Annotated in this window: 17 protein-coding genes; all 17 read left to right on the forward strand. The window is 28.1% G+C overall.

The window, feature by feature from the left end:
• Positions 1-6: 6 nt before the first annotated feature.
• The 17 genes from ACH36K_RS06380 to ACH36K_RS06460 all read left to right on the forward strand — a co-directional run bounded on the left by ACH36K_RS06380 (position 7) and on the right by ACH36K_RS06460 (position 25,813).
• Positions 7-2,379, forward strand: a complete 2,373-nt coding sequence (locus ACH36K_RS06380; RefSeq protein ID WP_411170114.1) for an FtsX-like permease family protein — start codon at positions 7-9, stop codon at positions 2,377-2,379.
• A 233-nt stretch (positions 2,380-2,612) separates the two neighbouring features.
• Positions 2,613-3,983 (forward strand): GTP pyrophosphokinase family protein, encoded by a 1,371-nt coding sequence (locus ACH36K_RS06385; RefSeq protein WP_411170115.1) that lies wholly within the window; start codon positions 2,613-2,615, stop codon positions 3,981-3,983.
• Positions 3,984-4,069: 86 nt separating this feature from the next.
• Positions 4,070-4,531 (forward strand): DUF1905 domain-containing protein, encoded by a 462-nt coding sequence (locus ACH36K_RS06390; protein ID WP_411170116.1) that lies wholly within the window; start codon positions 4,070-4,072, stop codon positions 4,529-4,531.
• Between the two features lie 157 nt (positions 4,532-4,688).
• Positions 4,689-5,192 carry a GNAT family N-acetyltransferase gene (locus tag ACH36K_RS06395; protein WP_411170117.1) on the forward strand — a complete coding sequence of 168 codons (504 nt, stop codon included), beginning with the start codon at positions 4,689-4,691 and terminating at the stop codon, positions 5,190-5,192.
• Positions 5,193-5,622: 430 nt separating this feature from the next.
• Complete coding sequence (locus ACH36K_RS06400; RefSeq protein ID WP_411170118.1) at positions 5,623-7,350, forward strand: ABC transporter ATP-binding protein; 1,728 nt, start codon at positions 5,623-5,625, stop codon at positions 7,348-7,350.
• Positions 7,350-9,137, forward strand: coding sequence for an ABC transporter ATP-binding protein (locus tag ACH36K_RS06405; RefSeq protein ID WP_411170119.1), 1,788 nt, complete (start codon positions 7,350-7,352; stop codon positions 9,135-9,137). Before ACH36K_RS06400 ends, ACH36K_RS06405 begins: the two co-directional genes overlap by 1 nt.
• Positions 9,138-9,217: 80 nt before the next feature.
• Complete coding sequence (locus tag ACH36K_RS06410; RefSeq protein WP_411170120.1) at positions 9,218-10,129, forward strand: hypothetical protein; 912 nt, start codon at positions 9,218-9,220, stop codon at positions 10,127-10,129.
• A gap of 523 nt (positions 10,130-10,652) precedes the next feature.
• Complete coding sequence (locus ACH36K_RS06415) at positions 10,653-11,804, forward strand: CdaR family transcriptional regulator (protein ID WP_411170121.1); 1,152 nt, start codon at positions 10,653-10,655, stop codon at positions 11,802-11,804.
• A gap of 145 nt (positions 11,805-11,949) precedes the next feature.
• A complete protein-coding gene (locus tag ACH36K_RS06420) occupies positions 11,950-13,086 on the forward strand; it encodes a glycerate kinase (protein WP_411170122.1) in 1,137 nt (378 codons plus the stop codon).
• A 95-nt stretch (positions 13,087-13,181) separates the two neighbouring features.
• Positions 13,182-13,481, forward strand: a complete 300-nt coding sequence (locus ACH36K_RS06425; RefSeq protein WP_411170123.1) for a DUF3307 domain-containing protein — start codon at positions 13,182-13,184, stop codon at positions 13,479-13,481.
• 61 nt (positions 13,482-13,542) lie between these two features.
• Positions 13,543-14,478, forward strand: a complete 936-nt coding sequence (locus tag ACH36K_RS06430; RefSeq protein WP_411170124.1) for a carbohydrate ABC transporter permease — start codon at positions 13,543-13,545, stop codon at positions 14,476-14,478.
• Between the two features lie 106 nt (positions 14,479-14,584).
• Entirely contained in the window at positions 14,585-15,331 is a 747-nt protein-coding gene (locus ACH36K_RS06435; protein WP_411170125.1) for a carbohydrate ABC transporter permease, read from the forward strand.
• A gap of 74 nt (positions 15,332-15,405) precedes the next feature.
• Positions 15,406-16,686 (forward strand): ABC transporter substrate-binding protein, encoded by a 1,281-nt coding sequence (locus tag ACH36K_RS06440; protein WP_411170126.1) that lies wholly within the window; start codon positions 15,406-15,408, stop codon positions 16,684-16,686.
• Between the two features lie 71 nt (positions 16,687-16,757).
• On the forward strand, positions 16,758-17,723 hold the full coding sequence (locus ACH36K_RS06445) for an N-acetylglucosamine kinase (RefSeq protein WP_411170127.1): 966 nt from the start codon (positions 16,758-16,760) through the stop codon (positions 17,721-17,723).
• Positions 17,717-18,457, forward strand: a complete 741-nt coding sequence (locus tag ACH36K_RS06450; RefSeq protein WP_411170128.1) for a sugar isomerase domain-containing protein — start codon at positions 17,717-17,719, stop codon at positions 18,455-18,457. Before ACH36K_RS06445 ends, ACH36K_RS06450 begins: the two co-directional genes overlap by 7 nt.
• A 12-nt stretch (positions 18,458-18,469) precedes the next feature.
• Complete coding sequence (locus tag ACH36K_RS06455) at positions 18,470-20,494, forward strand: DUF6259 domain-containing protein (RefSeq protein WP_411170129.1); 2,025 nt, start codon at positions 18,470-18,472, stop codon at positions 20,492-20,494.
• A gap of 84 nt (positions 20,495-20,578) precedes the next feature.
• Positions 20,579-25,813, forward strand: coding sequence for an alkaline phosphatase family protein (locus tag ACH36K_RS06460; protein WP_411170130.1), 5,235 nt, complete (start codon positions 20,579-20,581; stop codon positions 25,811-25,813).
• The last annotated feature ends 10 nt before the right edge of the window (positions 25,814-25,823 follow it).

The raw sequence follows: 25,823 nt of genomic DNA on the forward strand, positions 1-25,823 counted from the left end.
ATAATTATGCTATTTAAGAATACCTTACAGTTATTTAAGAAAAAGAAATTTCAATTTTTAGGTGTTTGTATAATTATTTTCTTAAGCTCATTTTTATTTACAGCTATGTTTAATACAATGGAAACAATGCAAAACACTATAGATAAATATCTTACTGAAGGAAATCAAGAGGATTTTTCTATAGATATGATAAACTCACTAACAGCCAAAGAGTATGAAGAATTAATAAAAGAAAATCTGCAAATAAACCCTATAACTACATTAACTAACTTAAAAGCAATTGATAAAGATAGTTTTGACAAAATATTAGACAATAGAATTAAGAGTTTCAATGATAGATATGAGGAGTATGATTTAGAGGCGAGAGAAGGAAAAGATGTAACTTTTAATCTTAACAGTACTGCAGTAAAGCTTAGATTTTTAAAGGATTCAGAAAATATAAACAAATCAAAAATAGAAGAGGGAAAAAAGCCAGAAAGTAAAAATGAAATAGCTTTAACAAGAGTTTTTGCCCAAATGAATAATTTAACTATAGGGGATACTATAGAAATAAATAATAAGAAGTATGAGATTGTAGGTTATGTTCTTTTTCCAGATTACACATTACCTATGTTTGGAACGGATTTTATATTAGATGCAAAAACAATATCATTAGCCTTAGTATCAAATGATGAATTTTATAACCTAGAAGGAAAAGAAGAGATAAGGCTATCTGGTAAAGGTAATAAAAATTTTGATACAGAAAATTTTAAGAAAGATGTAATTGAAACTTATAGGGATGATAATAGCCTTGGGTTTATAACTAATATAAATTTAACTAAGGAAACCATGAGAAGTGGAGCAATTTATGAAGAGGTAAAAGCAGGTAAAGTTGCAACTGTAAGTATGAGTTCTGGTATTGCATTTATTGCAATAATTATTGTATCAATAATTTTATATAAAATTATAAATGGAGAAAAAGGTCAAATAGGTATAATGAAGGCTTTGGGCTATAGAAAAAGAGAAATAGCAAAGCCATATTTAATAATGATAACTATAATTTCATTGCCTACTTTATTATTAGGAGCTGTTTTAGGTTTTTTTATAAGTGAGCCATTAAAAGAATTTTATTCAGTGTTTTATTTATTCCCACATGAAGAAATGGTTTTTGCTTATGAGTCATTAATTTATTCAATATTAGTTCCATTTATTTGTATATTCTCATTATCCTTTTTAATAATTATGAGAATGCTTAAAACAAGACCTTTAGATTTATTAAGAGTTGGTAAAAGTGAAGGCATTAATAAACTAAATAAAATAGCAGATAAAATATTAAGTAAGACAAAAGCTACAACTAAATTTAAATATTCTTTCTTACTAAGAGATTATGGAAAATTTATAGTGTTTTTAATAGGTGTAATTTCCTCATCAGTTATGATTATGTTTAGTTTAACTATGCCAGATTTTATGGGTAAAATGACTATGGATAATTATAAAATCCAGGAATATAAGTACGATGGGATAGTTGATATAACAAAAGAACTTCCAAGGACAAATAATGATGATGATAAATACTTAACATTACCATCGATAAAATACGAAGATAAATCAATTGAAGTTAAGGGGATAGATATAGAGAGTAAGTTATTTAGATTATATAATAAAAAGGATAAGGATGTTACTGAAGAAATAAAAGATGGAATTATAGTAACAAAGAGCTTTCAAATGTTTAACAAAAAGAAAATTGGAGATGAAATAACAATAAATATTAATAATCAAGACTATACATTTGAAATAAAAGAAATAGCGGATGACTACAGTAGTTCTACCATATATATAGACAGAGAAAAGCTAAGTAATATAATATCAGACAATAAGGATTCAAGTTTATTTAATGGTGTATATTCGAAAGACTCTCTAGACAAGAAGGATTATTTAACTGTTACAAATAAGCAAGATATAATAGATCAAGCAGCATCAATGCAAAAATTTGTAATTGTAGCTATTGGAGGAATGTTATTATCAGCAATATTTATGGCTGCAATAATTCTTTCAATATTGACTTCACTATCAGTAGAAGATAATTATTATAATATATCATTATTAAAAGTAATGGGATATAGCAAAAAAGAAGTTAATTCAATGATATTAAATAGCTATTTAGGATATTCAATAATAGCATTTTTAATAAGTATTCCAATAACCATAGCGTCAATGAATTTCTTTGTGGATTATCTAGCCACAGGATTTAATATGGTAATGCCTCTTGAATTTAAGCCATGGCATGGAGTAGTTGGTTTATTAATAGTGATCGTAATATTTTTAATAGGAAGCTACGGAGCTAAAAGAAAAATAAATAAAATTGCTTTGCAAGAAATTTTGAAAGAATATAGGGAATAGATGTAATTTATTAATTAGTAAAGAGCTGGAGTTATTCAGCTCTTTTTATATTAATTGAAATAGTATATTTAGTTAATAAAACATTAATGATAAAATTATATCATTAAAAAATATGCAATATTCATGATATAATGTAAGCATAATAGAAATTATTTTTTTATAAATAAATTAGAAACATATTATGTAATCTTGAACATTAAAATAGGATTTTAAAACAAATTAGGAGGAGTTTAATGGAATTAGAATTATTTAATTTTGTTGAGAATGTTACTGCGTCTTTAGAAGATTTAGGAAGTGAACTAGAAGAAATAAGTAAGGATATAGAATCATATTTTGCAAAGGTATTAGAAGACTATAATGAAGGATATTTAAATATAAATTCAAGAGTAAAATCAACAACAAGTTTAAGGGAAAAAATATTAAGAAATAGTTATTATAAAAAGTATAAGAATTCGGAGGAATTTATATCAAATCTTTCAGATCTAGTGGGGGTTAGAATTGAATGTAGATTTATTGAAGATGAAAAGACAATACATAAAATGTTAAAAAAACACTTCAATATAAAGGGTTTAAAAGGATATTTTTATAATGATGATAATGCTAATATAAGACTAGAGTTAGAAAGTAAACAACCACAAAAGCAGAAAAATGGTTTTGGAATATATAGAATAGATGGACTGTATCAGCATAATAACAGAAGTATTAAATTTGAGTTACAAATTAAATCTCTTGTTAACATATTTTGGGGAGAAATAGAGCACAAAGTAATATATAAAAATAATAATTATATGTTAGGTGATGAATTTATAAAAAATATAATGTTGTCTATAAAGGAAAATCTTTATATGATAGATAGACAACTTCTTGCAGTAGATAATCAATTTAATAAAGTAAACTCTATTAACCCTGAAGCTAGAAAAGAACAATTAGAAAAGCTTCTTTCCAAAATAATTTATGATATTTATTCAAGAAAGATGAAAAATGATATTGGATTTATCATAGATTTTAGAGAATCTTGTGATACTATAATGAAATATATTTTTAGAACAAATAACGCTAAAAAATTAGAGGATTATAGTGAAACCTTAATAAAGACATTAGCTAGATTAAATGATATTAGCACAAATGATGTTAGCTTCAACACTGAGTTAAAATTTGAGAGGGATTTACATTTTGAAAGTGATTTTTGTAATATTATAGGTAATACAATATTAAAGTCAATAAATAGTGATTTTAAATGGAATTTATTTTTTAGAATACTATTTGAAATTGAACTTGGAAATAATTCTGAGGATTTTGAGAATTTTATAAATTTCATTGAAAATAGATTTTATGAGAGTACTAAGCTTCCAAATTTATATTTGTTATTTAAAAAAGAAGAAGCACAGGATATAAAAAACTTATTTATGAAAGAAATAGCATTAAGTTTTAGAGAGGTAGATTCTATAAAATTTATATATGATAGTAATATAATGGTAGTAAATAAGGCTATAAATAAATCAGTTGATTTAATACAAGAAAATATAAAGTCATATATAGAATGGGAAGCAGTAAAGGATGATTACTTAAATAGGTTACGACTAGATATTGTTTCGAGAATATAAATATAGAAGTTTATTATATTAAATAAAGTACTTTTAGAATAAAAAAATTATATAAAATATAATTATTATAGAACCTAGGAGGAACTATGAAAAAATATAAATTTGAAGCAGAATTAAAAAAGCATGAAGGAAAAGATGCTACATATATAGAAATACCTTTAGATGTTGAACAGGAATTCGGAGCAAAAAGAGTAAAAATTAAAGCAAAGTTTGATAGTATAGAGTATAGAGGTTCTATAGTAAAAATGGGGTTACCTTGTTATATGATAGGAATTACAAAAGAAATAAGAAATAAAATAGGAAAGACTTATGGAGACGTTATAAGTGTTGAGATAGAAAAGGATGAAGAGGAAAGAGTAATAGAATTACCAATTGAGTTTGAAGAAAGACTTAAGTTAAATAAAGAGGCATATAAATTCTATGAAAGTCTATCATATTCAAACAAAAGAAAATACTTTCAATGGATAACATCTGCTAAAAAAGAAGAAACAAAGATAAAGAGGATAGAAGAAGCTATAGAAAAGCTAGAAAATAATATAAAACTATAAGAGTAAAAATCCATGGTGAATGCTATGGATTTTTCTTGTTAATTATTTTATATAATAATGATTTGCTAAATTTAATTATAAATATTATTATAAAAATGATAATTGTTGTTATATAATACTAATTAATAGATTCGATGTTAAGGAGAAGATCAATATAATGAAGTTAAGAAAATCAACAAAAAATGATTTAAAATGCATAATGGAAATTATTAATGAAGCTAAGAGATTTTTAAATGAAAATAAAGTTGATCAGTGGCAACAAGGATATCCAAATGAAGAATCTGTTTTGGAGGACATAGGGAATGAATGTAGCTATGTTTTAGAGAAAAATAATGAAATCATAGGTACGGCAGCAATATCTTTTGATGGAGAAAAAACTTACGATGCAATTTATGAAGGAAAATGGATTTCTAATGGAAGATATGCAGTTATTCATAGAATAGCTGTTTCTAAAAATTCAAAAAGAAAAGGAATTGGAACAGAAATAATTAAAAAAGCAGAAAAAATTTGTTTATCTAAAGGTATAAAAAATATAAAGATTGATACTCATGAAGATAATTTAACTATGCAAAAGTTGTTAGAAAAAAATAATTTTAAATATTGTGGTGTAATATATCTATTAGATAAAAGTAAAAGAGTTGCTTTTGAAAAAGAGATCTAATTATTTTAAATATAGAATTAAATTATAATTCACAATATAATATAAAATCATAAGATAAAAATCTATATTAAATAATATGGATTTTTATTTTAACCTATGTTACAATGTAATGAAAAATTGAATATATAGTTAAAAGAGGAAATAATATATTCTTCTAACTAATAAACAATTAACATATAGTATTTCTCAAAGCATCTTTTGAAAAGTTTATCTTATATTTTCTAAGTTTAGAAATGTCATGATTATAGGAATATAATCCAATTAAAAGAATTCTAAGACTAATTTCTAAAAGTAATGCGTAAATAAAGTTCGGTAATAAACTATAGCAATATAATTACATATAGTTCTTTAAGGGATGAAATAATAGTACTATAGTCTGTTTATTTCATTTTTTATTTTATTTATTAAAGAAAAGGAGTGATTCACAGCAATGAAATTAATATTAAAGTATCTAAAAAATTATAAGGCGCTTCTTATATTAAATATTATATCTGTTTTCGGCTTTGCTTTAGTTGAACTTGGAATACCAACTATAATGGCAAAAGTTATAGATAAAGGAATAGTAAACAGCGATATAAATTATATAAAAAGAATGGGACTAATTATTGCAATTATTTCAGTTACAGGTGTCCTTGGAACAATACTTTTAGGCTTTTGTTCAGCAAGAATTTCAACTGGAATAACAAGAGATATTAGAAATGATATCTTTAAAAAGTCTCAAGAATTTTCACACACTGAGTATGATAAATTTGGGGTATCATCAATGATAACAAGAACAACAAATGATGCTTTTGTACTACTTCAATTTACTAATACTCTATTAAGAATGGCATTAATAACACCGGTAATGTTTACAATTAGTTTAGTAATGATACTTAGAACAAGTCTCTCATTATCTATAGTACTAGCTATAACAATCCCGTTTATAATAGGTGGAGTTATAATTATTGCAAAGATTTCAGAGCCTTTATCAGAAGCTCAGCAAAATAGACTAGATAAGTTAAATAGAATATCAAGAGAAAATTTAACAGGTATAAGAGTTATAAGAGCTTTTGGAAATGATAAGTATGAAGGTGAAAGATTTAGTGGAACAAATAATTTATATGCAGAGGTTTCAAAGAAACTTAATAAGCTTATGGCTATATCTCAACCAATGTTCTTTTTTCTTCTTAACTTAGCAATAATAGCTATATTTTGGGTATCAAGTAAGATGATAAATGTAGGAACTCTTCAAGTTGGGCAATTAGTAGCATTTATTGAATATTTATTTCATGCAATGTTCTCAATTATGCTATTTTCAATGGTGTTTATAATGTATCCTAAAGCTCAAGTTTCAGCTAATAGAATTCAAGAAATATTAGATGAAGATCCTATAATAAAGAGTCCAGAAAATGGAGTTAAGGAAACTGCTATAAAAGGTTTAGTGGAGTTTGATAATGTATCATTTGTATATCCAAATGGTGAAGCGGCTGTACTTAAAGATATTTCCTTTAAGGCTAAAAAGGGAGAAACAATTGCTTTTATTGGTAGTACAGGTAGTGGTAAGAGTACATTAATTAATCTTATTCCAAGATTTTATGATGTCACACAAGGTAGTATTAAAATTGATGGAGTAGATGTAAGAGATTATGATTTGAAAGCTCTACGTAAGAAAATTGGATTCATACCTCAAAAAACTCTTTTATTTACAGGAAGTATAGCAAGTAATATTAAGTTTGGTAAGAAAAATGCTGATACAGGTGAAATAGAATATTCTGCAAAGATTGCACAAGCTTATGATTTTATTTCTAGAAAACCTAAAAAGTTTGATGAGTTAATAAGTGAAGGTGGATCAAATGTATCAGGAGGACAAAAGCAAAGACTTTCGATAGCAAGAGCATTAGTTAGAAAACCAGAAATTTATATATTTGATGATAGCTTTTCTGCTTTAGATTTTAAAACAGATGCTGTTTTAAGAAAAAGACTTAAGTCTGAAACTAAGAATTCAGTAGTTTTAATTGTTGCTCAAAGAATAGGATCAATAATGGATGCAGATAAGATAATTGTACTAAATGAAGGAGAAGTAGTAGGGATTGGTACTCATAAGGATCTTCTTAAGACTTGTGAAATTTATCATGAAATAGCATTATCACAACTTACAGAGGAGGAGCTTGCGTAATGAAGAAATTTAAATTAGTAGTAAAAAAGATTGCTCCTTTTATAAAAAACTATAAATGGTCATTTGGAGGAGCAATACTATTTATTATATCATCAGCTATATTTGTAGCATTAGCTCCAAGAACAGAGGGATTAATTATTACACAATTAACAAAGGATTTTGAATTAATTATAAAGGGTGTTCAAGGAGCTTCAGTTAATTTTGATTATATTATTAAAGTTTTAATTTTATTATTTGGGGTTTATATAAGTAGTGCAGGGTCTACATTTATAGCAAGTTTTCTATTAACAAATGCAATTCAAAATACAATGAAGGATATAAGGGATGCAGTACAAAATAAAATAAGGAAGCTTCCTATAAGATATTTTGATAATAATAGCTATGGAGATGTTTTAAGTCGTATAACAAATGATGTAGATACAATTTCTAATGCATTACAACAAAGTTTTATTCAGGTGGTTAATGCATTTTTATCATTAAGTTTAGCACTTATAATGATGTATTCAATAAATGTAAAGCTTGCCCTTTTAGCTACAGTTATAATTCCGTTAAGTATTTTAATTACAAAAGTTATAGTAAGTAAGTCGCAAAACCTATTTAATAAGCAACAAAAAGCATTAGGTAAATTAAATGGTAAAGTACAAGAAATGTACACTGGATTTAATGAGATTAAGTTATATGGAAAACAAGATGATGCGCTAAAGGAATTTATGGAAACAAATGAAGAACTTTGCAATACAGGATTTAAGGCTCAATTTATATCAAGTATAATGTCTCCACTGGTTAACCTTGTAAGCTATTTAGGGATTGCAGTTGTTGGAGTTACAGGAGCAATAACAGCAATAGGTGGAGGAATAACTGTTGGTAATCTGCAAGCCTTCATACGTTATATATGGCAAATAAATCAACCTTTATCTCAAGTGACACAATTATCATCAGCAATACAATCAGCAGTTGCAGCTACTTATAGAGTATTTGAATTTTTAGATGAAGAGGAAGAAGTAGCAGATATAGAAAAGACAATAAAAATAGAAAATCCAAAGGGAAATGTAACATTTGAAAATGTTAAGTTTGGATATAGTGAAGATAAAGTTTTAATTGAAGATTTAAGTGCAGAAGTTAAGAGTGGACAAATGGTTGCAATAGTAGGACCAACAGGTGCTGGAAAAACTACATTAATTAATCTTTTAATGAGATTTTATGAAATCCAAGGTGGAACTATAAAGATAGATGGTGTAGATATAAGAGATATGAAACGTGAAGATTTACGTTCAATATTTGGGATGGTTCTACAAGATACATGGTTATTTAATGGAAGGATTTATGATAATATAGAGTACGGTAGATTTGGAGCGACAAAAGAAGAAATAATAGATGCTGCTAAAATAGCCAATGTACATCATTTTATAAAAACACTTCCAGATGGATATAATATGTTTTTAAATGAAGAAGCATCTAATATATCTCAAGGAGAAAAACAGCTTTTAACAATAGCAAGAGCTATATTAAAGGATCCAGCTATATTAATTTTAGATGAAGCAACAAGTTCTGTAGATACAAGATTAGAATTATTACTTCAAAAAGCCATGAGAAATATAATGAATGGTAGAACTAGCTTTGTAATAGCACATAGGCTTTCAACTATAAGAAGTGCTGATTTAATTTTAGTAATGAATGATGGAAATATAATTGAACAAGGAACTCATGAGGATTTAATGAAAAAGGGTGGATTCTATGAAAAATTATATAATAGTCAGTTTGCTGATAAAGAAGCTAGTACTAAATAATATTTTCTTTATTTAGTATCCTATATATAATAAATGCATACTTTAGTACTAGAAATAACTAATGTGCTAGAGGTGGTATATTGAAATCTAAAAAGTCTAAAAAAGCTAAAAAATGTAATAAAGAATATGTCACTTCAAATTGTAAAGAAAATAGTAAAGTAGAAGTTGAAAATAAAGATAAAGATGAATTTAATAATAACAATAATACACCTAATGAAAACATAGAAGCATTACTATCTCAATTAGATATATTAGATTTACCTAGAGATACAAATTATATAATAATATTATCTATACTTGCTAATAATATTAACAATAACGATAATAATAACGAGAACAACAATAATAATGCTAACAACAATAATAATAATGCTAACAACAATAATACGCCTAATGAAAATATGGAAGTATTATTATCTCAATTAGATATATTAAATTTATCTAGAGATACAATTTATATAATATTATTATCTTTGCTTGCTAGCAATATTAACAATAACAATAATAATACACCTAATGCAAATATAGAAGCATTACTATCTCAATTAGATATGTTAGGCTTATCTAGAGATACAATTTATATAATACTATTGGTTATACTTTCCAATAATAGTACACCTAAAGAAACATTATTATCTCAATTATGTACAATAAATTTATCTATAGACACAATTCATATAATATCATTAGCTGTACTTTTATACATTTATTATTTATATAGTTTAAGAGCAAAAGTTTTAGATGGATTATGTAATACTAATGAATCAAAGGAATTTATTGATACAGAGAATTTTCCTAAAATGATAAATTTACTACTTCTATATTCAACAGGAGTATTTTTAGATATTAATTATAAAGCTTTACAAAAAGCTATATTAGAGAATAGATGTAATGAAGACAAAAGTCCAGTAATTACAGCTTGGAAAGTGTTCTTAGCTAGTTTATTAAGATTTATTTCAATTGCTATAAATATGGATAACGTAGATATGTAATTAATTAAGAGTGATAAAGTAATTTTTACTGCTCTTGATTAATTATAATTTTTAGAGAGCCTGTGACTAATTATGTAAATGTAATTAATCGCAGGCTCTTAATATTATATTAAATTTTAAAACCCAGTAGGATAAGCTATTGTAAACTACCAACTGCCTATTTGGCAGGAGCAGAGTCATTGGTTAACTACTGGGTTTATTATAGCATTTTATATTTATCACAGGTATGTATCTATTTTTTATGTTTACTACTATTAAATAATAATATACTATATCAAAAAAGAAAGTATTATTGGGAATAGCTAGATACATGATTAATTTAACTATGGGAAATTATGAAAAAAATAACAGTTTTTATGATAAAATATATTTATGTCAGTAAAAAGGAGGATTAGTATTAAGAGGATATAAATTCCTCCTTTTATTATAAAATTTTATAGATAAATTATGTAAATGTTAATAATGAGGTAGTGTGATAATAATATTATAAGATGCTATTAGAGAGTTTTTGGGAGGGAAAGGTATGCTTGATTATAATTTCTGTGTAAAACTAATTAAAAGATTGACTTTAATTATGGACAAAGATATTAATATTATGGGCTTAGATGGTGTTATTATTGCATCAAGCAATGAGAAGCGTATTAATACATTTCATGAAGGAGCAAGATTATGTGGAAGTAGCAATAGAAATGTAGTAATTAATTCATCTAATAGGCATATGTATAGAGGCTGTCAAGAGGGAATTAATATGCCTATTACATATGATAATAAGGTTGTAGGGGTAGTAGGAATTACAGGAACCGTAGAGGAAGTATTGCCTTATGGCCCACTTATTAAGGAAATAGTTGAGTTAATTGTAAATGAATCAGATACTGAACTTTCAAAAAAAGTAAAAAAGAATAATGTTGAGAACTATTTTAAAGATTTAATTCAAGGTATAGAGATACAAGATTTGGATGCATACTACTCAAGAGCAAAATTACTTGATTTAAACATATCTGATTCAAGGAAGATGGTAGTGCTTAAGGTAAAGGAAGAAAAAGATGACATAATGAAAAAAATATATGAAGACATTGAAGGACAGTTTAAAAAACTTCTTTATAATGTAGATGTCGAAATATTAAATTTATCAAATAAAAAGTTAGTGCTTTTATTTAGAAATTGTAGTGATGTAGAAGGGTATATAGAAAAGTTTAAAGATAGACTAAGCAGTAAAAAAATTAACAATTATATTTTTATTATAGGAGAAGACTGTAATGATATTTTAGATTACAAAAGAGCATATTCACAAATATCATTAGTAAACTCTATTCAAACTTATGATACAAAGAAGAAATTTATAAATGTAAAAGATTATGACTTAAAACTTTTAATGAAAGGAATTTCTAAAGAGTTTAAAACTAGATATATTAAAACATATTTTCCAACTTTATTCCAAGGTGAAGATAAGATAACAGAAGATATGATTAAAACAATAAAGGTTTATTTTACAAATAATATGAGGGTAAGTGAAACTTCAAAAGTAATGTATGTTCATAGAAATACAATTACTTATAGACTAAATAAGTTTAAGTTATTATATGATGTAGATTTAACAAAGCCATATGAATGTACAAAAATATATTTAGCTATATTAATTTATGAAGATATTAAGAGAGAACTTAAAAATAGATAATTTGTATATTGTTTTATGCATGATGCACAAATAAATTATCAGAAAATTCGTGCTATTTTGGTTTCTGTGCACATTGTTAAGGGGGTTGTAAATGTTTACTATAAGGGAGTAGAGTTTTTAAAGATAGAGATGAGGTGGTGATCATATGAAGGTACTAATTGCCCCAGATTCTTATAAAGGAAGTTTATCTTCAATAGAAGTAGCAGACTGTATTGAAAAGGGGATAAAAAGATATAGCAAAGATATAGAAATTATTAAAATTCCCATGGCAGATGGTGGGGAAGGAACAGTTGAAACTCTAGTTAATATAACAGGAGGAAAAATAGTTAATATAAAGGTTTGTGATCCATTATTAAGGGAAGTAGATTCCTTTTATGGAATACTAGGAGACGAGAAAACTGCAGTTATTGAAATGGCAGCAGCCTCAGGTTTAAATTTACTTAGTAAAGAAGAACTAAATCCATTAATTACATCCACATATGGTACAGGACAAATAATAAATGATGCAATTGCTAAAGGATGTACAGACTTAATAATAGGAATTGGAGGAACTGCAACTAATGATGGTGGAGCAGGTATGCTTAGAGCTTTAGGATTAAGGTTTTTAAATGCAGATGGAAGAGATATTCCTGAAGGAGGAAAAGCTTTAATGGAGCTTCATCACTTAGATAGTAAAAATCTTAATAAAGCTATATTAAGATGTAACATTAAAGTTGCATGTGATGTTGATAACCCACTTTGTGGTCCTAATGGAGCGTCTGCGGTCTTTGGCCCACAAAAGGGAGCAAATGAAAATGACATAATGAATTTAGATAATGCATTAAGGCATTACTCAAAAATATTAAAAGATAACTTTGAAGTCGATGTCTTAGATGTGGCAGGAACAGGAGCAGCAGGAGGAACAGGAGCAGCTTTTATAGCCTTAGGGGCAAAGCTTGAAAGTGGTGTAGACATAATCTTAAAAGAAGCTAAGTTTGCTGAAATTTTAAAAGATATAGATTTAGTTATTACAGGAGAGGGAAAGATAGATTTTCAAACAAAGTTTGGTAAAACACCTTCAGGAGTTGCAAGAGAAGCAAGTAAAGAAAATATACCAGTAATTGCAATATGTGGAGCTATAGGGCCAGGATATAGAGAGCTATACAATTATGGGTTTACAAGTATTTTTAGTATTAACAATAAGCCTATGACTGTAGAAGAGAGTATCGAAGATTCAAGGAAACTTATAGTAGATATATCAGAACGTATAATGAGAGTGATTTGTACAATCTACTCAAAATAGTAGTAATGTAAAACTTAATTAAACTTTAGTAAGAACCTAAGAATAAAAATGAATTTAAAGGGGGGATTATTATTAAATTTATATTATTTATACTAATGTCTCACTTGACAGGGGATTATCTTTTTCAAACTCAACATTTGTCTGAATGTAAAGGAAAAGATAATTATGTACTATTTGTTCACTCAATTTTATACTCCTGTGGAATTATGGTTATTGCTTACATTATGGAATATTCATTTACAGCCGGTGAGCTTGCAATAATAGCAGCAACACATTTTCCAATAGATTATGTAAAGGCAAGAGGAATATCCCCTAAATACATAGGAGATAAATATGCATTATTAGTGGATCAAGTGATTCACTACATTATATTAATATGTATCTTTGCTTTATAGCTTAAAATTTAGATAATTTTATCAAAAGAAGTAAGCCTTGATTAATAGAAGGGGGAAATAAATGAAAACTGAAATTACTCCTAATATGGAAATAAAAAATAAAAAGAAAAGAATACTTACTTTAAAGAAAAAGGATGCTTTAACAGGGTGGTTATTTGTATCACCAGCATTAATTGGGTTTTCAATATTCACATTTGGGTCAATAATATACTCATTTTATCTTTCACTAACAGATTATAATCTAATGACAAAACCAAAATTTGTAGGACTTGAAAACTATATTAGGGCATTTACAAAGGATGATTACTTTTATAAATATTTTGGAAACACATTATACTTTGTAGTTTTTCTTGTACCAATAGTACTTATTATTTCATTATTACTAGCATTGCTAATAAATAAAAAAGCAGGGAAGCTAAGTAATGCATATAGAGTCGCTCTTTTTCTACCAAGTATAACATCTACTATAGCAGTGAGTATGGTATGGCTTTGGATATTTAATCCTGATATGGGGATTATAAATAATTTCTTAATTTCAATAGGTTTTTCTAATCCACCAATGTGGTTAAATAGCACAGACTCAAGCAAGATGGCTCTAATAATAATGCGTGTGTGGCAAATGAGTGGATATTATATGCTTATGTTCCTTGCAGGACTTCAAACTATACCGGAAAGTCTTTATGAATCATCTGAGGTTGATGGAGCAAATGGGATACAAAAATTCTTTAAAATTACAGTACCAATGCTATCAAATACAACCTTTGTAGTAATTATATTATTAGTAATTGAAGCATTTAATATGTTCGAATCAATTTTCATAATGACTGGGGGAGGTCCACTTGGATCAACTAGTACAATTATGTACTACATTTATGAACAAGGTTTTGGAAATTATAATATGGGATATGCATCAGCAATAGCTTGGATATTCTTTGCAGTAATTATGGTAATTACAATGATTCAATATAAATATCGTAATGAGCAAGGAGGGGAATAAAATGAATTTGGGAATGAAAAAGAAAAAATCAATAGGTAACGTCTTTTACCATATATTTATGATAATCCTTAGTTTAGTTATGATATATCCATTTTTATGGGCCCTTATGTCATCTTTTAAGCCAGTTCAAGAGCTATATTCAGGGAATCCGCTTAATCTTATTCCTGACACATTTACTATGCAAAATTATGATAGATTAATGGAAGTATTACCTTTTAGTAAGATGATGTTTAACTCACTATTTTTATCAATAACTATACCAATAGCAATGATAGCAGTAGCATCATTAGCAGCTTATGCAATTACAAGAATTGAATTTAAAGGAAAAAACATATTATTCTTTGCTTTTATTGCAACTATGATGATTCCAAGTCATGTTACTCTTATACCAAATTATAAAATAATAACTGATATGAATTTATTTAATACATTTACAGCATTATTTTTATCCAGTATGTTTACAGCTTCTAATGCATTTAATATTTTCTTCTTTAGACAATACTTTTTAAGTATTCCAAAGGATTTAGAAAATGCAGCAATAATAGATGGTTGTTCAAAAATAGGAGTTTTTTTCAGAATTGTATTACCTAATGCAAAGCCTGCAATAGCAACAACTATAATATTATCATTTAGAAGTGTATGGAATTCATTTTTATGGCCAATGCTTGTAATTAGTGATTATGACAAGCTTCCAATTACAGTAGGATTAAAATATTTAAAAGAATGTGAACCAAATTGGGCTGTATTACTATCAGGAGCAACATTAAGTATTATACCTATTGTAATCGTATTCCTAACTCTTCAAAAATACTTTATGGCATCTACTATGAACTCGGGTTTTGGTGGGAAATAGAGAAGTTATTTTAGATTATAAAAGCAATTGATAATTGTTTTTAATAATAAACTATAAAAATAGGGGGATTTGCTATGAAAAATAATATCAAAAAACTATTAATTATGTTATTAGCTATGATAATGACAATTGGACTAGTAAGCTGTGGTGGGGGAAAAAAAGCTGAAGATGATAAGAAAAAAGATAATGCTAAGCCAACTACATTAAAGGTTTATACATGGTGGGATATTACTAAATTTGCTCATTTACAAAAAATGAAGGATCAATTTGAAACTGAAAATCCAGATATTAAATTAGAGTTTGTAACAGTTCCAAGTGATTATGCCAATACCATGGTTACAAAGCTTGCTGGCGGAGAAATTCCAGATGTAATGATGCTTGCGATGGATCAAGTTCCACGTTATGCGAAATCAGATACTATCATGGCAATTGATGATTTAGCAAGTAAAGAATACAAAGAAGCGCTATATCCAGTTGTAAAAAAAGCTCTTACAGTTGATGGTAAGATGTATGCAGCAGGACGTGATGTTACTCCTAGAGTAATGTATATTAATAAAAAGATGTTTGCTGATGCAGGCATTGAGATTCCAAGTGATAAATGGACAATGGAAGAATTCACTGAAGTTGCTAAAAGATTAACTAAAGGTAGCGGAGCTGAGGCTCAATGGGGATATTATTGGAAAAACTTTACTGATCAAACTTTTGCTCATATTGCCGCATTTGGGGGAGGATTATACTCAGAAGACGGAAAATCAAGTGTATTTACAACTGATGAAAATACAAAGAAGGCAGTTCAATTTATGTATGACTTAAATAATACTTACAAAGTTTGTCCAACTAATGCACAAGCTACACAATTTGGAGATAATGAATATTCAGCATTTATGGCTAATAAAGTAGCTATGCAAATGGGATCATTATCAGCAGCATCAATTTTTGATACAAATAAAACTGACTATACAGTTTTACCAATTCCATATGTAAATGGTGTTAGTAGATCAACATCCTTTGTAAATACATGGACTATTCCAAAGAAAGCAGCTAATCCAGATTTATCATGGCGTGTAGTTGAATTCTTATCAGGTAAAGAAGGACAACAAATAGCTTTAGATATGAAGTTTGGATTACCAGCATCTAACCTTGTTGATACAACTGCATTTGTTGGTGAAAAACCGTACAATAAATATTTTGTTGACTCATTAAAGGATGCAGTACCATTCCCAGTTAATATAAATGGTTCAGAGTTCCAAAATATGTTCCAAAAGGAGTGCGAAGCATTATGGGGGGGATCTATAAGTCCAGAGGATTTTGCTAAACGTGTAGATGAGCAAGGAAAAGCAATTTTAAATAAATAGAAAAGATAAATTTGGGATGGTGTGTACCTTCCCAAATTTATTATAAATTAAAATATTCTAGGAGTAATAATATGAAAAAGTTTTTAGTTTGTGATGGTGGTGGAACAAAAACTGATTTTTTAGTTTTTAATGAAGAGGCTGAAGTCTTAGGATATTGTCAAAAATCTGGTGCCAATGCTAATTTTATTAGCAAAATTACGGCAATTAATAATGTCTTAGAAGGTATATCAGAATGTATATTAAAAGCTAATTTATCAATAAAAGAAATAGAATCAATAACATTATTTATACCTGGTTTTGATGAATGTAAAGAAGAGCTCAAATCAAGACTAAAAGTAAATAACATAACTTGCTTTGGAGATATAGACAATGCTTTTTATGGTGCACTAGGAACTAGTAAGGGAATAGTAGCACTATCTGGCACAGGCTCATTTGCTGTAGGAATTTCAAGTAATGATGAAAAAATTTCAACTGGTGGATGGGGCCCATTAATTGGTGATAGAGGTAGTGGCTATCATATAGGAATACTTCTACTTGAAAAAATAGTAGATTTTTATGATAGGGATATTAAATTAGGATATCTTAGGGACTTATGCTTTAGTGAGTTAGGTGTTAATAATGAGATTGAAATGCGAGACGAGATATATAAGCAGGATTTTACAAGGGAAAAGGTAGCAAGTCTTTGTAAAGTTGTAGCTAAGGCTGCATCAAATAGTGATAAGTATGCATTAGAGATTTTAAGAGAGGCTGCAAAGGAATTAGTGAGGCTTGTAGCTTATGTCAATGAGAGATTAGGGAAGGATCAATTGAAGGTTTCATTAATTGGAGGGGTATCTAAAATAGGCAAAGGATTTATAGATATTTTCAAGGAAGAATTAGAATATCAGTGTAGTAATTTGACATATTCTCAGCCAATGTATGACCCATTAATTGGTGCAATGCTATGTGTATTAAAAAATGAACTAAACATTAATATAGAAAGTAATGTAATAAGGAATAATTTGAAGAAATATAAAGGAGGCTATATAAAATGTTAATGGATAAATATTTTGAAAATATGAAAAAAGTTTTAGTTGATATTGAAACATCTCAAAGAGAAAAAATTATAGAAGTATCAGATGAAATAGCGAAAAGGTTAGCTAAAGGACAAGCTTGGCACATTATGGATACAGGTCACATGTTAATGTTTGAAGGGGTAGGGCGTACTGGTGGTATGATGGCATTAAAGCCAATAAGAATTACATGTGAAGTAGATAATCCAGTTAGATATAGACCTTCAGCTTCAAATGGAGCTATAGGATATGATACTATACCTGGATTTGCTGATTTTGTTATTGGAAGATCTAATATTTTACCTGGAGATATAATTATGATTGGATCAGTTTCAGGGTATAAATACTTTCCAGTAGATTTAGCTTTAAAAGGGAATGAAATTGATTGTTTAACTATTGCTATTACAACAGTAGACTATTCAAGTAAATTAAAATCAGAGCATCCAAGTGGAAAGAGATTATTTGAAGCATGTAGTTACTCTATTGATAATCGTAGTAACTACGGTGATACGCTTGTAGAGGTTGAAGAACTAGGACAAAATATATGCCCTGCAAGTGGAATAAGTGCAAGTTATGTAATGTGGGCTATTCAAAGTACTGTAGTTGAAAAACTACTAGAGATGGGATTGAAACCAAGTGTTTATATATCAAATCATATGCCAAATGCGACAAAAATTAATAGTGATGCAATAGATAACTATACAAATAATGGATACTAAAAGAGGTGTGTTATGAAATTACAAGGTAAGACTTTTATTTCAGAATATTCTTCTGATGTTAATAATTTTATTAGTATAAAAAATTTAGTTACTAATGATGAGTATATAAAAAATAATCCAAAGTCTCCAATAATTTTATTATATGCAATAAAAGATAATGAAAAAATTGAGTTAATTCCTGAAAAAGCAAAAGTTATAGAAAATGAAGAAAAGCAAACAATTATCTTTGAAAGCTTTTCTAGCTTCAAAGTGAAAGCAAAAATAAATTTATCTGCAAGAGAAGATAAGTTAATAATAAGTTCGGAAATAGAAAACTTAGAAGAATATTTAGAGATAGTTGAAGTATTAATGCCCAATATATCAGGAATATATCTTGGAGAAAACTTTGCTGATGATATTATTATTTATCCTCATCATGCAGGTGAAAAAACAATAAATCCAGTAAAGGAATATGGAAAAAATAAGAAAGATTTTTGGCGTGCAAGCAGTGTTAAATATAAGGATTATTATAGAAGAGAAATAAATTACTGTGGGCTTGCATCTATGAGTTGGATGTATTATTACGATAAAGAAAATGGATTATATATTGGTAGTCATGATGAAAGATTCCCAGTTACAGGTATATTAGCTGAAACAAGTGGAGATGATAAAAATCCTTGGATGGGATTTTCATTTAGAAAGCATAAAAAAATTAAATATGGTGAAAAGTACAATACAGGAGAATATGTAGTAGCAATTACAAATAAAGATTGGCATTATGGTTCAAAAATATATAGAAAATATATAGAAAAATATTTAGATTTTAATCATAACCCAGAGTACTTAAAAGAACAATATGCATTAAATCAATGTTATAACTTTAAAAGATCAGGAGCAATAGAAAATACCTTTGATAAAATTCCATATCTTTATGAAAAAGGAAAAGAACTTGGGGTAAATCATATGTTCATTGCTAGTTGGAATAGGACAGGCTTCGATTCTTTCTATCCAGAGTATTATCCAGATATGGAGCTTGGCTCAGCTATGGAGTTTAGAAGAGGCCTTGAATATATAAGAGAAAATGGAGGAATGTCAACCTTATATATTAATGCAAGAATATTTGATGTTAAATCTGATTATCATAAAACTTTAGGTGAAAAGATGGCAATTAAAACTCATAATGGTGAAAATATTTTCGAAACTTATGGACCAGAGAAATTTACTGTAAATTGTCCATCAGATAAATTGTGGAGAGAGTTTTTATTAGATACAGCAGAGTTTACAGTTAAAGCTTATGGCTCAGATGGCATTTATTTAGATCAACTTGCTTCAGCAGAGCCAATGCCTTGTTACAATAAAGAACATAGCCATGAAGATATTGGTGACTTTAATAATGGTTATGTATATGTTCTAAGGGAACTTTTAGAAAGGCTTAGAAAATACAACAAGGATTCTTATATAATGACAGAAAACTGTGGTGATATTTATGGAAGTTATACTTGGGGAAATTTAACTTGGAATGGTGCAGATTATGATGAGCATTATAATGTTTTTAAATATACTTTCCCTGAATTTGTACAAGTTAATATGGTAAATCCAAGAGGTTGGGAAGATGATGAAAGTAAAAAATATAAATGGTTCTTTAAAGATATGCAAAGAGCTATAATTCTTGGAAATATATTATGGTTAGGAATAACAACAAGACTTACTGAAAAAGCTGGGGAATACCATGTTTATGCAAAAGAAGCATTAAATTTTAGAAAGAATATACATGAATTTGTAAAAGAAGCAGTATTTTTGGACAACAAGTATATAGAAGGTATTACGGCAGAGTGCGATGCAGCAGTTTATGAAATATCTAATAGTAAGCATGTAGTTATTGCGGGAAATTGTAGTAAGTTAAAAGAAGCAAAATTAAAATTAGCCTTAGAAAAAGAAATTAAGACAATAGAGTCCTACGATATTAGCTGGAATAAAAAAGATATAGAGGTTAATAAAAAGGAATTTGAGTTATCTATGGAAGAAAGTAGATTATATTGTTTTATAATAAATAGTTAATAATTTATAGGGGAAATTAAACTTCAACTAGTGGTTAGCATTCTAAATATAAAATTAAATTTTAATTATGTTTAGGAGGAAATTATGAGGGGATTTAATAAGGTAAAACGGGGTATTTCGTTAATAGTGTCAACACTTTTATTATTATCAATGGTACATTTTAAACCAACATTTGCTGAAGGAACAAATAACAAAAGAGTCATTAATATTGTAATTGATGGCTTATCAGATAAAATGTATGAAGAAATAAAGGAAAGGGGAGTAGAAACACCTAATATTGATTTATTAATTAACAATGGGACAAGACTAAGAGAAGTAGAAACTGTTATTCCTGCTTATGGAGGTTCACAAGCAGCAGCTTTAACGGGGGCAGATACAGATACAAATAGATTTTTATATAGATATTATGATAGAAATAACAATACATGTATAAATGATACAAATGTGGCTTTTAAAATGGAAGCTCAAACTATATTTGAAAAGTTTATAGAAGATAATAATGGAATAAATGTACTAGCTACTGGATGGCAACTTGCTGATAAATCTATTGATGGTAGAGGTGTTTATAAAGAAGGAAATGAAAACTATGTTCTTAAAGAATATGATAAAGGAGATAAGCTTTTATCAATAGAGACAGTAACAAAAGATATAGTGGAAGCTATTAATAAGGATAATACACCAAGACTTATAACAGCTTACTCTAATGACATAAAAATGGTGGGATGGGGCGGAACAGACTCATCAATAAATAATAAATTAGATGATACTATAAGACTTATTGATGCAAATATAGGAAAAGTTATAAAAGCTTTAAATGATAATGGAAAGTATGATGATACAACAATAATTTTAAATTCATTATCAACTGTTTATACTATTGGAAGTAAAATTACTACAGCAAGTTTAGCTAGTAAAATAACATCAGCAACAGAGGTAAAGGCAGTGGAAAGTGGTGGCGGACCAATTGTTAATGATGCAAAAGTTGTAGTTGTTAAGCAATATATTATGTCATTTGCTCAATTATATTTTACTAATAAAGCTACTGAAGAAGATAAAACTAAGGTATTAGAATATTTAAATGATAAAACAAATGATATAGGTGAAAATATTGAAAAAGTATATTCTAATAAAGAGTTAGGTTTATCAAGTGACTACTGTGATTATTTAATTAATCCAATAGAAGGAAAAAGTTTCTCAGCAGCAGCCTCAGGGGTATTTAGGACAGATAATTTAAATTATAAAGAAGTATTTTGTGTAGTTTCAGGAAATGATATTGAAAATGGTAGTGGTGTTAAAGGACAACTAAGTATTAAAGATATTCCAGCAACTATTTGTAATATCCTTAGAGCTAATGCACCTAATAATAATGAAGGTAAAGCATGGATATTTGAACAAGTATCAGCAGCACCAAAAATAACAGTCACCTATCCTAAAAACAACTTAACAGTCTATAAAGATATAATTACTTTAACAGGAACTGTTGATATGGATTCAATTGTTAAAGTAAATGGTATTGAAGTATCTACTTTAGATAATAAATTTTCAGCAGAAATAACATTAAGTGAAGGTAATAATGATATTCATATTTCAGCTACTAATAAAGATGGTAAAACTTCAAACTTAGTTACTAAGGTTAAATATGTAGTTAAGCCTGAAATTCCAGAAGGAAATACAGTTGTATATATAAATTGGGATGGATTTGCTAATTATTATGTAGATTTAGCAGAAGAACAAGGTAAAATTCCAACACTTAGTAATATAAAAAATAATGAAGGTGTTTATTTTTCAAATGCAACTACAGGAATTCCTTCAATTACAAATCCTATGCAAGCTGCAATAGCATCAGGAACAACATCAAAATATACAGGAAATAGCTATAGATATTTTAATAAGGATCAAAATACAGTTATTCAAGAAGCTCCATCAAGAAGAAATGAAAGTGAAACAATGGCTGAAAGCGTAGTAAGGCAAGGGTTAAATGCTTTATCAATAAATCAATTTGCCTTTGAAGATAGAGGTACAGTAATTGGTGATGAAGTAAACCCATATATTAATTCAGATCCAGGCACAACAGGATACACAGATGCAGTTGCACGCTTTGATACAGCTATAGAACTAGTTAAAAACCTAAAGGTTTCAGATATAACTTTAGATAAACTTCCAAGATTTATAGCTTTATATATGGATGATTTAGATGGTGTAGGACATAATGAAGCTGAAACTTATGGGGTAAAACTGGCTAAAACAGAAGAAGAAAGAAAAGAAAATGTAGTAAATAGATTAGAATTAATGGACAAAAAGTTAGGTGAATTTATTCAAGCTTGCAAGGATTCTGGAGTTTATGACAAAATGACTTTTGTTTTAACAGCAGATCACGGGATGGCAAACTTTGGTTCACAAAACTCTCCTTTAGATGATAGTACAAAGAGTAAATTGCCAGCTTTAACTAGTGCAATAGAAAGTTTAGGTGATGGTTTTAAATGTGAATTTTTACATCCAAGTCAAACATCAGTACCATCAGAAGGAACAGATATAGCTATTGTAACAGTAGGTTTACAAGCACAAGTTTCATATGTAGGTGAATTTGATGAATCTGTAATAGCTGAAAAAAATAAAAAAATATTAGAGGTTCTTAAGGACCAAGATTACATTGGTGAAATAATGCTACCAGATGAAATGGAAGAAAGAGGTGTAAGAAAAAGTTTTGCGGACTTAATAGTATCACCTAAAACTCCATATCATTTCCAAGGACCACAAGTTTCAGCTTTAACTGCAAGAGGGCAACATGATAGCTTAGAAAAAGAAGCTCAAAATATTGCTTCTTTTATGTGGGGAAATGGAGTCAAAAAAGGAGAAGTTTATACTGATAAAATTTACAACTCTCATTTTGTTCCTACAATGTCTAAATTATTAGGTTTAAATTTACCAATTGATTCTACAGGAAATATTTTATACAACGCCTTAGAGCAGTCAGAAATTGAAGAAGAATATATAGAAATGATAGAAGCTGAAAAAGCTACTTTAAATGGATCAGCAAATAAATATTTTGATAATAATGCTTCAGGCGGTATGGCTATTGGTGGATTAAGTAGTGAGGGTGCTTATACAGAATTTATAAATGTACCTAAAGCTAATAAAATGGTTGTTAATTATTCTTCTGAAGATGATGGAAGACTTGCAATGTATGTTAATGACAAGGTAGTTAGAAATATATATTTTCCAGAAATAAATTCAAATAATAAGTATGAAGGAAAAATTATAAATATTAATTTGAATGAAGGAGATACAGTTAAGTTTGTTTATGAGTCAGCTAATGCTTCAGCAAAAGTAAATTTAGATAAAATAGAATTTTATAGTAATGAAGCTCCAAAGGAAGAAGAAAGCAAAACAGGAAAGCCTTTTACTTTAGTAATGACTCCAAATGGAAATACAGAAACTTCAATGGGATTTGCTTGGTATACAGATAAAGATGTTAAGGGGACAAAGTTAGAAGTAGTTAAGGATAGTGGACAAGATATAGATTTTTCTAAAGCTACAGTATTTAATGGAGTATGTGAAACAGTAGGTACAAAATTAAATGGTGATAATGCAGTTTATGAAAGTCATAAAGTAGTTGCTAGTGATTTACAACCAGGAACAAAATATTTTTATAGAGTTGGAGATGGAACTACTTGGAGTGAAATAGGAAGTTTTGAAACATCCAGTGAAGGAGCGTTTTCATTTTTATACTTAACAGATGCTCAAGGTAAAAATGAAGGTGACTATGATGTTTGGGCAAAGACACTTAACGCTGCCTATAGTAGGTTTAATGATTCTAAATTCTTTATAATGGGTGGAGATATGGTTGATGCAGGATTAAATGTACCTAACAATGAGCAAGAATGGATACATTTATTTGAAAAAGCTAAAGGTGATTTATTAAACTTGCCTATGGCTCCAGTTGTAGGAAACCATGAAGGAAGAAATAACACAGGATTTAATAATCATTTTAATTTACCAATAACTAATGATGTTATGGCTACTCCTTTAAATTCAGTTTATTCCTTTGATTATAATGATGTTCATTTTGCAATGCTTAATACAGAAATGGCAGAAAGTCAGGAAATGTTTAAGCCACAAGTTGAATGGTTAAAAAGAGATATGATAGCAACAGATAAAAAGTGGAAAATTGTTGTTCTTCATAAACCTTTATATAGTACGTCATCACATATTAAAGATAAGGATATAGTAGAAGTTGTTAAACCAATGTTAGGGCCAGTTATAGACGAACTAGGTATAGATTTAGTTCTTCAAGGCCATGACCATATATATGCAAGAACAAGTCAACTTTATAATGGGGAAAAAACTGGTGATGTAGTTACTGAGGGAAAAGTAAAAGATCCAAAAGGAACTATGTATTTAATAAGTAATACATCAGGATTTAAATATTATGATCAACATCCAGATGCTAATCTTGATTTGTTTGAAAAGACTGAACAACCAAAGGATCAAGTATATACAGGAATAAAAGTTAATAATTCAGAGCTAAAAATTGAATCATATCTATTAAATAGTAACAGCTTATATGACGGTTATACAATAGAAAGAACAGATGTTGCACCTAATAAGGTTCAAGACTTTGTTGTAAGGAGAACTGATGAAGGTAAGATAAGACTTACCTGGTCAGCTGTAGATAATGCGAAGAAATATGTAATTTATGAACTAGATAACAAGTTAAATAACAATTGGTCTACTAGAGTAGAATCAAAAGAAGATATCAATTCTTATGAAATTACTTTAGATTATGATTATTTAGAGGATTATAGATTTGCAATAAAAGCTGTTGGTGATAGAGCATATTCAGAGTACACAGAAGCAATAACAGAAGAGGTAAAAACGTTAATTGAAGACATTAATAATTTACCTGATGATATTATATTAAAGCATAAATCATTAGTTATGTCTTTAATGGATAGATTCAATGTTCTTTCAGAAAAAGATAAGGCTTTAGTAACTAATATAGATAAGTTACAAGCTGCTGTAGAAAAAATTAAACAGCTCGAATCAGAAGAAAATGAAAAGCCGGGTGGAGATAACGGAGAAACAGGTGGAGACAATGGCGGTAATAACGGAGGAAGTACTGATAATGTTGGAGGTACAAATAACGGAGGAAATTCAAATAATAATGGAAACACGGGCAATGGTGGAAATATAAATGATAATAATATTATTCCAAATACAGGTGACGCTATAGGGTATTTTAGTATGGTCATACTTGCACTTATAGCTATATCAGTAGGAGGTTATTTGATAATGAAAAATAAAAAAGTAGCTGAATAAAAAGAGAAGG

Origin of the sequence: Clostridium sp. MB05, from assembly GCF_046581255.1 — a bacterium.
Classification (GTDB): domain Bacteria; phylum Bacillota; class Clostridia; order Clostridiales; family Clostridiaceae; genus Clostridium.